Here is a 12,698-nt window from a genome sequence, read left to right as displayed (position 1 = left end):
GCGCAAATGAACAATCAACTGAACCCCCCGGAAATTTTTGACCGCCGCCGCCGTCATGCCCTGCGCGCGCGGGCCGCTGGGCGTTCGAAGGATGATTTCCTGTGGCAACATATCGCGCAAGATATGGCAGAGCGACTGTCTGCGGTTACGCGCACGTTCGAACATGCCCTCATCATCGGGCCCATCGGACGATGGCAGAGGCAAATTTTGCCGCCAAATGTCCCCTGCACCCTTGCCCCTCTCCGCGATAAAGTAGCGGTATTAGAGGCAGGGAGCGATGCGCCAGTTGTGTTGGAGGAAGACCACCTGCCCTTCACGCCCGGCAGCTTTGACCTGGTGATTTCGGCAGGAACGCTGGATAGCGTCAACGACTTGCCCGGTGCGCTTATTCAAATCCGCCATATCTTGCGGCCCGATGGATTGTTCCTTGGCCATATGTTCGGCGCTGGCACGTTGGGCGCGTTGAAGGCGATGTTGCTGGAGGCGGATGCCGATCGTGTGACCCCGCATATCCACCCGCAGATTGACTTACGCAGCGCCGCAGACCTCATCGTGCGCGCTGGATTCACTTTGCCTGTCGCGGATCAGGACATTTGCGCTGTGCGTTATGGTGACTGGCGCTCGATTGTGTCCGATATACGCGACGCTGGCGTTGGCAATGCGCTTGCCGGACCGCGCAATTATCTGGGCAAAGACGTGGCCACACGGCTGGAACATGCGTTTGCCGCCCGTGCCGATGCCCAAGCTAAGGTTACAGAGAGCTTTTCCCATATCTATTTAAGCGGATGGGCACCGTCCGAAAACCAACCCCGACCCGCCAAAAGAGGCAGCGGGCAGGTTTCGCTCTCGGACATATTGTCCAAGGACCTGGCGGGCTAGATACCCTGCAACTTGCGGACCAGAGGATAATCCGCGGGCGGCATCGGCAAATCCGTCATATCTTGCGGCAAAGTCCATTGGATATCGGACGCGTAGATCGCGCTGGGCGTACCCGACCATGTGGTGCAACGATAGAGTAGAAGTAAGAGATTTCGGTCGCCCAATGGTTCGCTGGCAAAGGTTTCGGGCACCAAATCCTGCGCTGCAACGATGATACCAAGCTCCTCCTCAAGTTCCCGGACAAGAGCTATTTCAGGGGATTCGCCGGGATCCAATTTACCCCCCGGAAACTCCCATAAACCGCCCATTTGGGTATCCATAGGACGCTTTTGAAGCAAAATTTCGCCCCTCTCGTTGGTCAACGCGGCGGCAACCACGAACAATATCGTCGTACTATTTTCCATATTCTCACCACATCGCAGGGTTTTGATGGGCTGTGTGGGATTTTGATGCGCCTCGCAACTGGGAATGCGTCGCGCCTCTTTTTCGTTCAGTACGTCACGATCTTCAGCTTCTGGCCAGCGCGAATGGCGGCATTGGATGACAATCCGTTTAGCGCCCTAAAACGTTCATTTTGTAGCGATGGGTACGCCATGCGCGCGGCGAGTGTTGCGACGCTATCCCGCGGCCCGGCTGTCACCACACGCAGCTTGCGTGGTTTTACGGTGGCGGCTTGCAAAGGGGTCAGACGCGACATGCTTGCAAACATGCGGTCAAACGGGTGCGCGTTGCTGGCCGTGATCGTCACAAAATGATAGGCCATGCTCGGCGCCCATTCATACGCAAACACCGAAACGACGCGTTGCCCCTGCTGCGTATTGACGATGGCATTAGTGTAAAAAGCGGGGATATCATTCACGGTTGTCCGGCGTATTTCGCCTGCGGGAATCGCGGCGCTCTCCCCCGATACTGCCTTAAGCGCGTTGGCCACATAGCTGCTGCGGTTGCCATCAAACGCGCCGCCGGCGAATATCGCTTTTCCATTATTCCCGTTAATGGTCACCGCATCACTGGCGTTTTGCATGCCAAAGCCAGACGGCGCGGTGAACTTCATCTTCAGTTGCGGATGTAAGAAATCTTGCCCTTCGACCACACCTTGCGCGGGGTCATCGCCGTATAACATGCCATCAATGGCCGCCAAATGGGCGTCAGCATTGCGGAAGGTGCTGGCGGGATAGCTTTTCGACCGAGATACTGCGCGCGAGACGCGGCGGGCAGGATCGGGGTGGGTGCTTGCCCACTCCGGGACCCGGTTATTGGCCAAGCCGGCCACGCGCGCATCCACGCTGGTCTGCAACGCCAATGAATTGAGCATCGATGCCAATGCGCTTGGATCATATCCCGCTGTGCTGAGATAACGGATGCCGTATTCATCTGCTTCCTCTTCTTGCGTGCGTGAATATTTTAGCGTGAAGACCTGCGCCAATGGACCTGCGTATTGCTGTAACCCGCCGCCTAGAGCGCCGAGCCAACCGCCCGAGTTACCCAGCACTGCCCCTAATATGCTACCGCCCATCCCCAAAAGGCCAGCAAGCGTAGCGTTGTTTCTGCGCTTTTCACTGTGCCGTGCTGCTGTGTGCCCGATCTCATGGCCAAGAACGCCTGCCATTTCGGCTTCATTATTGGTCAAGGCGACCAATTGGCGCGTGATATAAACATACCCCCCCGGCAACGCGAACGCATTATTCACCGACGAATTCAGCAATGTGACGTTAAAATCGCTTTGCGCGTTTCCAAGCCTCGACTGCATGGCAATGTTTTGGCCGATCCGGACGACATAGGCAGTCTGCGGACTTTGCATCGGTCCGCCAAACTCTTTCAAAATTTCTGCGTGATATTTTGCGCCTTCATTCTTTTCTTGGGCGGTAAAGGGCTTGGGAACAGCGCGAGCCGTAGTTCGGGATTGTGCTTCGGCGGGAATAGGACCGCCAACATTTGCCAATCCGAAAATTGCGGCGCCCGTAACAAGAAATGTCTTTGAAAAGCGCATAAAATCCCTGCCTAAATACACAGAACGCCATTTAGCCAACTATGTTGCGACGCGTCGACATTGTAAAGCGCGTCAACTTTCTATGCCAAGAAAAACTTAGGCGCCCATGGATAAGAATTTTGCGCGACGCTGTTGAAGCAGTTCTTTGGACGAGAACCCTGACAATGCATTCAACTCCTCGTCTATGGCGGTCGCAAGCGCTGCTGCCGCCATGCCATGGTCGCGATGTGCGCCACCAACGGGCTCTGGAACAATCCGGTCAATGATGCGCAGCGCTTTCAGGTCGTCTGCCGTCATCTTCATGGCTTGCGCTGCGTCCGCCGCCTTGTCGCCGGTGCGCCACAAAATGGATGCGCAACCTTCGGGCGATATCACCGAATACACGGCATATTGAAACATCAATATGCGGTCGGCAGCCGCAAGTGCAACAGCACCACCGGATCCACCCTCGCCCACGATGCACGCAATCATCGGCACGCCAAGCGCAAGGCATTTTTCGGTTGAACGGGCAATCGCCTCTGCCTGCCCGCGTTCTTCGGCCTGAATACCCGGAAACGCGCCCGACGTATCGACCAGGCTCACCACCGGGATACCGAACCGATCCGCAAGTTCCATCAAGCGAATGGCTTTGCGATAGCCCTCGGGCTTGCCCATGCCAAAATTATGGCGCAGGCGGCTTTGCGTATCATCGCCCTTTTCATGCCCAATGACCATTATGCGGCGGCCATTCAGGCGGGCAAGACCGCCAATGATCGCTTGGTCATCGCCAAAGGCGCGGTCCCCTGCCAAGGGCATGAAGTCTTCAAACATCGCCTCGATATAATGTTTGAAATGCGGGCGTTCCGGGTGCCGTGCAACCTGCGTTTTCTGCCACGCCGTCAGATTGGCATAAGTTTCCTTCAGCTGCTTGTCTGCCTTGTCGCGCAATTTGGCGATTTCGGCGCCCGCATCAACGTCGCTATCACGCGCGGCATCTTGCAATTCAAGGATGCGCGCTTCGAGCGCAGCAACCGGCTTTTCAAAGTCGAGATATACCATCATACATGCGGGTTAGAGCCTGAGGTGCGACGGGTCAATGTGCGCGTTGCCAATGGATGACGCCGATTTACCAGTTCGACGAGCTTGCTGCTGTCGACATGCGTGTAAATCTGCGTCGTTGCGATGTCTGCATGCCCCAGCATGGACTGCAACGCCCGCAAATTAGCGCCGCCTGCCAACAGATGCGTGGCAAAGGCATGCCGCAGGACATGCGGACTAACCTTCGCCGGATCCAGCCCCGAATGCGCGGCAAGGTCCTTGATTATCTGGAACAGGCGAATACGGCTGATATGCAACCCGCGCGACGGAAAGAGAAAACGCGACTTTTCAGGAACGAAGTCCAACCAAGCACTGACTGCGTGGCGTGCACGATTGGAAATGGGGATTAATCGTTCCTTGTCACCTTTGCCATTGATTATGATGAACGGCCTATCAGACACAACCGCATTTCGCGGCAGGGCGACCAATTCGGTCGCACGCAGACCAGAACCGTACAGAAGTTCAATAAGCGCCGACAGCCGGTAATCACTTGGCACTGGATGCGCCTGCGCAAGCTTTGCTTCAATGACCGCGAACAAGGTGTCGACTTCCTCTTTATCCAGAATTTTGGGCAAAGGCCGCATCTGCGCGGGCTTTGGGAGCGCTGCCGACGGATTATCGGCGCGAAATCCCTCTTCATGCAGAAAGGCAAAAAAACGCCGCAATGCCGATGCCTTGCGCGCGACCGAGCTGTTGGCAAGGTCTCGCCATTGGCGCGCCAGTTCAACGAGCGCGTCAGGCCCTGCCACTGCCAGTTGGCTGTGCAAAAGGCCGGATGCCGACATCAAGTCGCTTTGGTACGCCAAAAGCGTGTTCTTCGCGACACCCTGCTCTGCCGCCAACATCTCCAGAAAACGCGCAATCAGATCAGGATCGGATAAGCTCATTGCTGGCTAACGATCGTGATTGCCATATTGTCAGGCAAAAGTGACAGCTTCAGCCGCAATCATCCGTGCTTCGGCCTCCAAACCGACCTGACGCAATGAACGGACGATATAATAAAGATGATTGGCGGGAACCAACGACCATGAAGGCGCCTGCAATGCCGCCATCGCCATCAATGCGACCGTGCCCTGCTCGCCACGTTTGGCCGCGGCGGCAATCGCCTTTGACCATGCGGTTTGCCGGAAAATATTGATTTTGAGATCGCCTGCAAAGTCTGTGCCCGCATCAGTTTCAATACGGCCAAGCCCGGACAAGCCGGCGAGCAATAGCCGTGATTTATGTCCGTCGGTGCTGCCATCATTCTCGAAAAAATCGTCAAGGCTGCCATAATCCGCGGCCGTTACCCGCCCCGGAGCCGCCAACGTCACAAGCGCCCAACCCAGCGATCCATCCGCCACAACGTCAATCCATCGCGCAGCGAAGCGGTCAAGCCCTGCCGTCAGCATGGAGGCAATCAGCCGGTCAGCCTCTGCCTGATGATCATCGCTCGGCGTAATCAGCGCAGCCGCCCGCGCCGTCATCACCAATGAACCCTGATAATCTGCGCCAGCGGCCGCCGTGGTCCATAAAGACGTCATAGCCGCTACCTTGGCATCTGCACCTGATGCGGTATACGCATATCCAAGGCTTTCGGCCCGTGACCGCACGGCGTCGGGCGCATCCGGATCATCAAGGACCTGCGCATAAAGATCTACCATGTTCCGGTTCGACAATATACCAAGCGCGGCAGCACCGGGCGCATATTGGGCCCGGATCGTCGGCGTAAACATAGGCAACTGCACCCGCCAACCGTCGACCTGACGCCCCGTGTCGGCAAATAGGCTTTCCGGGGGTTCAAGGCCCACAGCAGCCGAAAGACCGAAGCGCCAAGGGTTCATACCCTCCACATTTTCCCATTCGATTTTCACCGAACGCCGCCCGTTAATTCCCGCCCCAACCGCTTTTTCAGCCAGAAAATAATCGACGCCGCGCACCCATCCCTGATAGCGGCCCTGATTGATAAATGCCATCGCGCTGCCTTGCTCACCCGCCAGCGACGCACAGATGGCGCGCGTCATTTTCCAGCGGCCATTGTTTACAAGGCGCACACCGCTTTCGGTCAGTGGGCACATGCCCGCTAAATCGCCATTGGCCAAATAGGCCTGCATCGCGACCTCATGGAGCCGTTTTGTGTACGCTGCGCCATCAACCTGCTGAACTAAATTACGCGCCACGACCGAGTCGCCCATCCGCAGCAACAACCACGCGCGCTCCGCTGTCCAATCCGCGCCTTTGACACCATCTGGCGTGTTGGTGCGGCTGGCAAGTAAGCGCCGCGCCATGATAGTAGCCCAGCGTGAGGCAATCGGCCCCGACGTCCGCTCTAATATCTGGCTGAGGAAAGCACCATCCAGCGTACCATAAGAGTCCGCCGGAAATCCGCCTGATGCTTGCGATAAAATCCCGATATCGTCCAAAGACTTTCGCGCAGAAGGTGGCACATCAAAACGGATGACCAATTCCGGCTTTTCTTCACCTTCCTCTTCCGTCGCATTTTCGTCCCCCGTCAAAGGGGCCGCAGCGGTGGTGCCATCCGGTGATTTGGCGGCATTTGGCGCAGGTCGGCCTACTTGGGGCAGCGGCGGGGGTGGAGGATCGCCAAAGCCTTCAGGAAGCAGGGATTCAGGCCCCTGCTGCCCCAGCGCAGGCAAAGAAAACACCAAGACCAGAGCGCTGGCAAGCAAAAGGCCGCTTTTTGAAATCTTGTCAGTCAATGATGCAAACCTGTTTCCATATCTGCGCACAGCAATGCGGTATGTCCCCATATCATCCGTTGCCATTGCCGCAACCCTCTGCTGAGAATAGCAAGGCTATGCCCCTTGCGGCAACCGATAGAAACCGCAAAAACCGCATTTTACGCAGCTATCCTGATTTTGATAGCCTATCATCTTATACTTACGAAGAAAATCCGCAAAGCGGCAAACCGCTTTCGGCTGACGCCAAGGCGATATATAGGCGATATCGTCATGGCTGAACATCACGAACCGAAAAAACGTAAATCTGGCACGCAGGCCGCATGGGTCATTGACCGTCCGGTGGTGCTTGTCGGCATGATGGGCGTTGGTAAAACCAGCATTGGAAAACGGCTTGCCGCCCGTCTGGGTGCGCCTTTCGTCGATTCCGATGACGAAATTGAAAAGGCAGCGGGTCTGTCGATCACGGAAATATTTGCGAGATTTGGTGAGGGTTATTTTCGGGATGGTGAACGTCGTGTGATTGCCCGGCTCATCGAAGGCGAACCGAAGGTCATTGCAACTGGTGGCGGCGCTTTCGTCAACGACGATACCCGCGCACTCATCTTGGAACGCGCAACATCGATCTGGCTTAATGCCGATGTCAAAGTGCTTGCCGACCGCGTGTCGCGGCGCGACCACCGCCCTTTGTTGCAAGGCAATGACCCGGTTACGGTCCTGACCGATCTTGGCAAATTGCGTAACCCCATATATGCCGCCGCCAATCTCCATATTCGCAGCGATACCTCGCCACATGTGCGGACCGTTGAAAACATATTGAAGGCCCTTTCCGCATGACCGTGATATCCGTCGACCTGTCCAACCGCCCCTATGACATTCATGTCCGCGCCGGGTTACTGGCCGATGTCGGCGCTATTTTAACGCCTTATGCCCGCAACAGCCGTTTGCTGGTGGTAACCGACGAAAATGTGGCTCGGGCTGTTCTGCCGCAGTTTGAATCGACATTGCGCGACGCAGGGTTGTCATGCGCGCATTTCGTACTGCCCGCTGGCGAAGCGGGAAAAAGCTGGGTGCAGTTGGAACGGCTGACGGATTGGTTGCTGGAACAGCATGTGGAACGAAGCGACCACATAATCGCGCTGGGCGGCGGCGTCGTTGGGGACATTACTGGCTTTGCCGCGCATATCATCAAACGCGGGTGTGCCTTTGTCCAGATACCTACGACCCTGCTTGCCCAGGTCGACAGCAGTGTCGGCGGCAAGACCGCCATCAACAGCGCGGCAGGCAAAAATCTGGTCGGGGCGTTTCATCAACCGGCGATGGTGTTGATCGACCCAGAGTTGCTTTTAACGCTTCCATCCCGCCAACTCGCGGCGGGTTTTGCCGAGGTGGTGAAATATGGCCTGATCGATGACGCGGCGTTTTTTGACTTTTGCGCGGATAATCTCGACAGCTTTTTTGCAGGTGACCCTGATATCCGCGCGCAGGCCATCATCCGGTCCGTACAATCCAAGGCGCGGATCGTCGCCGCCGACGAAACCGAACGCACGGGGACGCGGGCGTTGTTGAACCTGGGGCACACTTTTGGCCACGCGCTGGAGGCCGACACAGGCTTTTCCGACCGGCTGTTTCACGGCGAAGCGGTCGCCGCCGGCATGGCCTTGGCGTTTGGCTATTCGGCGCGGTTGGGGCATTGCCCCGCCGAAGATGCGCAACGGGTCACGCAACTTCTGCAACGCGCTGGGCTACCGACCACGCTATCAGACGCAGGCGTCACCGCCAAAGGTGCGGCCTTGGTTGACTATATGCGGCATGACAAGAAAATGAGCGCGGGCACGCTGCCCTTCTTGCTCGCCCGCGGTATCGGGCAGACATTTTTGTCCAAAGATGTCGCGCTGGACGACGTCGCAGCATTCCTCGACAGCGAATTTTAATCGTCCGTAATCAGAAAGTCGTCTGAATCGTCGCCGCCGAAACTGTGGCGGGTTCCAGCATGCATATCACCGGTTGTGAACTGCGCTTTCATGCGGCTGCGGTCACGATGCCGGAACTCCAGGATAATGTCTTGAATCTTTTCACGATCCGTACCGAAATATTTCAACGCGTCGGCAGACATCCGGATGGAGGATTCAAATACCTCGCGCATGATGTCGATGCCCTTGTCTTTCATCAATAACAAGGCTTGCTCCCGGCCGTACGCGCGCACGAACAATTTTGTGCGCGGGAATGTTTCGCGCACGGGCATCAGCGATTCTGCGGTCATGTATCGGTCGTCAATGCAGAAGAATATCGCCTGCGCGTCTTCACCGCCTGCGCGCTTTAGCAAGTCAACGCGGGTGCCATCGCCGTAAAAAACCTTAAAGCCAAAGTCCTCGCTGAGGTCGATGGTCTGCGGGTTGATGTCAATTAACGTGACTGAGCGCCCTGCCGCCTGCATGATCTGCGATACTTGTTGCCCGAAACGTCCATGCCCGACGATAATGACATTGGCTTGTGATGCGAGTTCGGGGTCATCAAGCTGCACTTCGCCGCTGACCTTTCGCGCCGCAAGCTTGCCCGCAAAGATCATCAGGAACGGCGTCGTTGCCATGGATAAGGTGACAACCGCGCCAAACAGGCTTGCGGCCTCCGGTTCAATCAACAACGCCTGCTGCGCCGCGGCAAACAACACGAAGGCAAACTCGCCACCTTGGCTCAATAGCATCGCCATAATGATGGACGGCTTGTTTTGGAGGCCAAAGCACCGACCAAGCGCATAGATGACGGCGATCTTGACTGTGATCAGCGCCAGCGCCAGACCCGCCAAGAAAAAGGGTTCCGAAAGGATGACATCGACGTCGAGCAACATGCCGACAGCTAGGAAAAACAGGCCGAGTAAAATGGAGCGAAACGGATCAATATCGGCCTCCAACTCATGCCGGTAAGGGGATTCCGCCAACATAACGCCAGCGATAAATGCGCCCAAGGCTGGCGAAACACCGATCGCTTGCATTACCGCGGCGCTGATGCAGACGGTGAATAGGCCAGTGACGATAAACAATTCGCGCTCTGAAATCTTGCCGACCAACCGCAGGAGCGGCGACAGCAGATAGCGTCCGGCCAACACCAGTACCACAATCGCCAGAACCGCATAAAACATCAGATACCAGCCCTCAATCGCGCCCTCCTGCGCCGGTGCGCGCGACAGGGCCGCAACGATAGTCAACAAGGGAACAATGGAAATGTCCTGAAACAACAAGATAGAGAAGCTCTTCTCTCCATAATCAGTCTTCATCCGACCGCGCGATTGCAGCAATGGCAACACCTGCGCAGTGGAGGACAAAGCCAAGGGAAGCCCGAGCACTAAGGCGGCCTGCCAGCTAAAGCTTGGCATTGCGAAATGAATGACGGCGAACATGCCAAGCCCGCACAATATGACCTGCAACGGCCCGAAAAGCAGTATGTCCCGCCGCAACAGCCACAGCCGGCTGGGTGACAATTCTAGCCCGACGAGGAACAGCAGCAAGATGATGCCGATTTCGGAATAGGCCAATATCGTCGCTGGCGCGTCAATCAACGCAAGGCCGTCAGGCCCGATAGCAATGCCCGCGACCAGATAGCCAAGCACCGCGCCAAGGCCGAGACGCCTGAAAATCAACACCGCCAACAACGCCGCGCCGAGCAGCACCACCCCGCCTAACATGACATCAGCGACGAGGTGGTGTGATGTTTCTTCCATCAGGCGTTCTGTTTGGCCTGCGCGGCGGCAGCAAGAATCGCGTCATAAGGCAATAATATCGCGGCATGGCGCGAAGGATAATCAGTTGCCGCTGCCAACAATGCCAATTCCGGCCAGCAGCTTGGCATATCGCCCTCCCGTTTTAACGCCTGCGCCACGCCATCGCGCAATTTGGCGACTTCAGTCATAGCTGTGCCAACCGCATGGTGCATCAAAATCGCCGCAGAGGCCTGCCCAAGCGCGCAGGCGTTGGCCCGCAATGCAAGGCCGCGCAATGTGCCGTCAGCGTCGGTCACAATATCCGCTTGAATGCGGCTGCCGCACAAGGGCGAACGCACTTCGGCACTGCCATCCGGCTCTGCAAGGCGATTGTCAGCGGCCAAAGACGTCGCCAACCGCAAGATATCCCGATTGTAGAGCGCCGAGTCCATCAGTTTGCCGTTTCCGGGTCGCTATCGGCAGTGCGGCTTTGTTCGCGGACAAATTCCGACACGGCGTCGCCGCTGGCATTGAGCAAAGGATATGTGCGCGAACCGGTCATCCACTCGGGCGGCCCCTCATCTGTGCCATACACCAAATCATATGCCATCACGAACAGCAGGAAAACCAGAGTCGCGATAATCAGGCCCTTGAGCATACCAAAGCCAAAACCAAGCACACGGTCAATCGGGCCAAGTATGGACTTGCGCGTTTTGGCGCCAATCGATTTCGCTATCCATGTACCCACGGCAAAGATGACGATGACAAGCGCTAAAAAGGCAAGCACAGCAGCGCCGGAGTCAGAGCCCACGGCCTCTGCCAAAGCCGCCGTCGCAGGCGCGTGGAACATACGCACGGCAAAGATAATCAGCACCCATGCGATCATCGACAGAACCTCTTGCACAAAGCCGCGTAAGAAGCCGAACGCGGCCCCGCTGCCCAGCAAGAACAGGACAATGATATCAAGTGCTGTCATCTAATCCTGTTGCCTTTAAAACCGTTCAAAGAGGATTTAGGGACGTCCCAGCATATGGTCAACGAGATTGGCAAGCGTGCGGAACTCGTGCGTTGATATGCCGGTCTGACCTTTGACCGACGGCGGCACCAAGGCGCGGCTGAACCCGAGCTTTGCCGATTCCTTAAGCCGCAACGCACCATGGGCGACGGGACGGATTTCGCCGGATAAAGCAACTTCGCCAAAGAGTACAGCATCGGACGGCAGTGGCCGTTCCGCCAAAGCCGAAACCAACGCTGCGGCAACCGCAAGATCGGCGGCTGGGTCAGAAATGCGATAGCCACCTGCAATGTTGAGATACACCTCAGCCGTTGAAAAACTCAGGCCGCATCGCGCCTCCAGCACCGCCAATATCATCGCGAGCCGACCGCTGTCCCAGCCCACAACGGCGCGGCGCGGTGTTGCCCCACTGGATAGCCGCACGGTCAGCGCTTGAATTTCCACAAGCACTGGCCGCGTTCCTTCCAACGCTGGAAACACCGTTGCCCCCGTAACCTGTTCGGCCCGGTCGGTCAGGAACAACGCGCTGGGGTTTCCGACCTCCGTCAAGCCTTCTTCAACCATCGCAAAAACACCGATTTCGTCGGTCCCGCCAAACCGGTTCTTGGACGCGCGCAAAATGCGATATTGATGGCTGCGTTCGCCTTCGAACGACAATACGGTGTCAACCATATGTTCCAGCACGCGGGGTCCGGCAATCGTCCCGTCTTTGGTGACATGGCCGACGAGCATCAACGCCGTGCCGCGCTCCTTGGCAAAGCGGATAAGCTCTTGCGCCGACGCGCGTACTTGGCTGACCGTGCCCGGCGCGCCTTCGATGAGGTCGCTGTGCATCGTCTGAATAGAATCGATGACCAATAAAGCGGGCGGCGCGCCATGTGCCATCGTCGTGAGGATATCGCGCACAGAGGTTGCGGCGGCAAGCTGCAACGGCGCATCGCCAAGGCCAAGTCGGCGGGCCCGCAAGCGAACTTGGTCAACCGCCTCTTCACCCGAAATATACGCAACGGATAGGCCGCGCCGCGCGAGGTTTGCAGCAGCTTGTAACAATAACGTCGACTTACCAATGCCCGGATCACCACCGAGCAGGGTCGCCGAACCCGGCACAAGGCCGCCACCCAATGCGCGGTCAAATTCGGATATACCCGTTGACGCCCGTTCAGGCAGTTTAATATCCGAATTTAATCCGGACAATTCGACCGCACGGCCGCCCGAATGCAAATGATGCTTCAGTTCAAAAACAGTTGCCTTGGCCTCTTCCGCCAAGGTGTTCCATTCGCCGCAATCGTCGCACTGCCCCTGCCAGCGGTTGGATTCGGACCCGCATGCCTGACACACATATTTGCGCTTTGCTTTTGCCAT

12 protein-coding genes are annotated in these 12,698 nt (G+C 57.1%); 3 read left to right on the top strand and 9 right to left on the bottom strand.

The window, feature by feature from the left end:
* The first annotated feature begins 6 nt into the window (after nt 1-6).
* Nucleotides 7-879 (top strand): methyltransferase domain-containing protein, encoded by an 873-nt coding sequence (locus Q0N43_RS00285; RefSeq protein ID WP_295440813.1) that lies wholly within the window; start codon nt 7-9, stop codon nt 877-879.
* On the opposite strand, the gene Q0N43_RS00280 is transcribed toward Q0N43_RS00285, so the two are convergent.
* From Q0N43_RS00280 to Q0N43_RS00260, 5 genes are all read right to left on the bottom strand, one after another.
* Complete coding sequence (locus tag Q0N43_RS00280; protein WP_295440810.1) at nt 876-1,283, bottom strand: (deoxy)nucleoside triphosphate pyrophosphohydrolase; 408 nt, start codon at nt 1,281-1,283, stop codon at nt 876-878. The genes Q0N43_RS00285 and Q0N43_RS00280 overlap by 4 nt on opposite strands.
* 86 nt (nt 1,284-1,369) lie before the next feature.
* The gene (locus tag Q0N43_RS00275; RefSeq protein WP_295440807.1) at nt 1,370-2,869 is read right to left on the bottom strand and encodes a M48 family metalloprotease; all 1,500 of its coding nucleotides are present in this window, start codon (nt 2,867-2,869) and stop codon (nt 1,370-1,372) included.
* Between the two features lie 96 nt (nt 2,870-2,965).
* Complete coding sequence (locus Q0N43_RS00270) at nt 2,966-3,910, bottom strand: acetyl-CoA carboxylase carboxyltransferase subunit alpha (protein ID WP_295440805.1); 945 nt, start codon at nt 3,908-3,910, stop codon at nt 2,966-2,968.
* Nucleotides 3,907-4,833 (bottom strand): tyrosine recombinase, encoded by a 927-nt coding sequence (locus tag Q0N43_RS00265; protein WP_295440802.1) that lies wholly within the window; start codon nt 4,831-4,833, stop codon nt 3,907-3,909. The genes Q0N43_RS00270 and Q0N43_RS00265 overlap by 4 nt, the downstream gene beginning before the upstream one ends.
* A gap of 30 nt (nt 4,834-4,863) precedes the next feature.
* A complete protein-coding gene (locus Q0N43_RS00260) occupies nt 4,864-6,645 on the bottom strand; it encodes a hypothetical protein (RefSeq protein WP_295440800.1) in 1,782 nt (593 codons plus the stop codon).
* Between the two features lie 252 nt (nt 6,646-6,897).
* On the opposite strand from Q0N43_RS00260, the gene Q0N43_RS00255 reads away from it, so the two are divergent.
* Nucleotides 6,898-7,461: a shikimate kinase gene (locus Q0N43_RS00255; protein ID WP_295441209.1), complete on the top strand. Its 564-nt coding sequence runs from the start codon at nt 6,898-6,900 to the stop codon at nt 7,459-7,461.
* Nucleotides 7,458-8,558, top strand: coding sequence for a 3-dehydroquinate synthase (gene aroB, locus Q0N43_RS00250; RefSeq protein WP_295440797.1), 1,101 nt, complete (start codon nt 7,458-7,460; stop codon nt 8,556-8,558). The genes Q0N43_RS00255 and aroB overlap by 4 nt, the downstream gene beginning before the upstream one ends.
* On the opposite strand, the gene Q0N43_RS00245 is transcribed toward aroB, so the two are convergent.
* The 4 genes from Q0N43_RS00245 to radA are packed head-to-tail and all read right to left on the bottom strand — an operon-like array spanning nt 8,555 to nt 12,698.
* The gene (locus Q0N43_RS00245; RefSeq protein WP_295440794.1) at nt 8,555-10,342 is read right to left on the bottom strand and encodes a monovalent cation:proton antiporter-2 (CPA2) family protein; all 1,788 of its coding nucleotides are present in this window, start codon (nt 10,340-10,342) and stop codon (nt 8,555-8,557) included. The genes aroB and Q0N43_RS00245 overlap by 4 nt on opposite strands.
* On the bottom strand, nt 10,342-10,773 hold the full coding sequence (locus Q0N43_RS00240) for an iron-sulfur cluster assembly scaffold protein (RefSeq protein WP_295440791.1): 432 nt from the start codon (nt 10,771-10,773) through the stop codon (nt 10,342-10,344). Before Q0N43_RS00240 ends, Q0N43_RS00245 begins: the two co-directional genes overlap by 1 nt.
* Complete coding sequence (locus tag Q0N43_RS00235) at nt 10,773-11,297, bottom strand: CvpA family protein (protein ID WP_295440788.1); 525 nt, start codon at nt 11,295-11,297, stop codon at nt 10,773-10,775. The genes Q0N43_RS00240 and Q0N43_RS00235 overlap by 1 nt, the downstream gene beginning before the upstream one ends.
* 36 nt (nt 11,298-11,333) lie before the next feature.
* Nucleotides 11,334-12,698 carry a DNA repair protein RadA gene (gene radA / locus Q0N43_RS00230; protein ID WP_295440785.1) on the bottom strand — a complete coding sequence of 455 codons (1,365 nt, stop codon included), beginning with the start codon at nt 12,696-12,698 and terminating at the stop codon, nt 11,334-11,336.

It is taken from the genome of Sphingorhabdus sp. EL138 (assembly GCF_945882965.1).
GTDB lineage: Bacteria > Pseudomonadota > Alphaproteobacteria > Sphingomonadales > Sphingomonadaceae > Sphingorhabdus_B.
This window is presented reverse-complemented; position numbering and strand designations above follow the sequence as displayed.

Bases quoted from the DNA above. Each gene is read 5' to 3' on its own strand.
- Q0N43_RS00255 (WP_295441209.1), top strand. From the start codon at position 6,898: ATGGCTGAACATCACGAACCGAAAAAACGTAAATCTGGCACGCAGGCC.
- aroB (WP_295440797.1), top strand. From the start codon at position 7,458: ATGACCGTGATATCCGTCGACCTGTCCAACCGCCCCTATGACATTCAT.
- Q0N43_RS00275 (WP_295440807.1), bottom strand. From the start codon at position 2,869: ATGCGCTTTTCAAAGACATTTCTTGTTACGGGCGCCGCAATTTTCGGA.
- Q0N43_RS00265 (WP_295440802.1), bottom strand. From the start codon at position 4,833: ATGAGCTTATCCGATCCTGATCTGATTGCGCGTTTTCTGGAGATGTTG.
- Q0N43_RS00240 (WP_295440791.1), bottom strand. From the start codon at position 10,773: ATGGACTCGGCGCTCTACAATCGGGATATCTTGCGGTTGGCGACGTCT.
- Q0N43_RS00235 (WP_295440788.1), bottom strand. From the start codon at position 11,297: ATGACAGCACTTGATATCATTGTCCTGTTCTTGCTGGGCAGCGGGGCC.
- Q0N43_RS00285 (WP_295440813.1), top strand. From the start codon at position 7: ATGAACAATCAACTGAACCCCCCGGAAATTTTTGACCGCCGCCGCCGT.
- Q0N43_RS00245 (WP_295440794.1), bottom strand. From the start codon at position 10,342: ATGGAAGAAACATCACACCACCTCGTCGCTGATGTCATGTTAGGCGGG.
- radA (WP_295440785.1), bottom strand. From the start codon at position 12,698: ATGGCAAAAGCAAAGCGCAAATATGTGTGTCAGGCATGCGGGTCCGAA.
- Q0N43_RS00270 (WP_295440805.1), bottom strand. From the start codon at position 3,910: ATGATGGTATATCTCGACTTTGAAAAGCCGGTTGCTGCGCTCGAAGCG.
- Q0N43_RS00280 (WP_295440810.1), bottom strand. From the start codon at position 1,283: ATGGAAAATAGTACGACGATATTGTTCGTGGTTGCCGCCGCGTTGACC.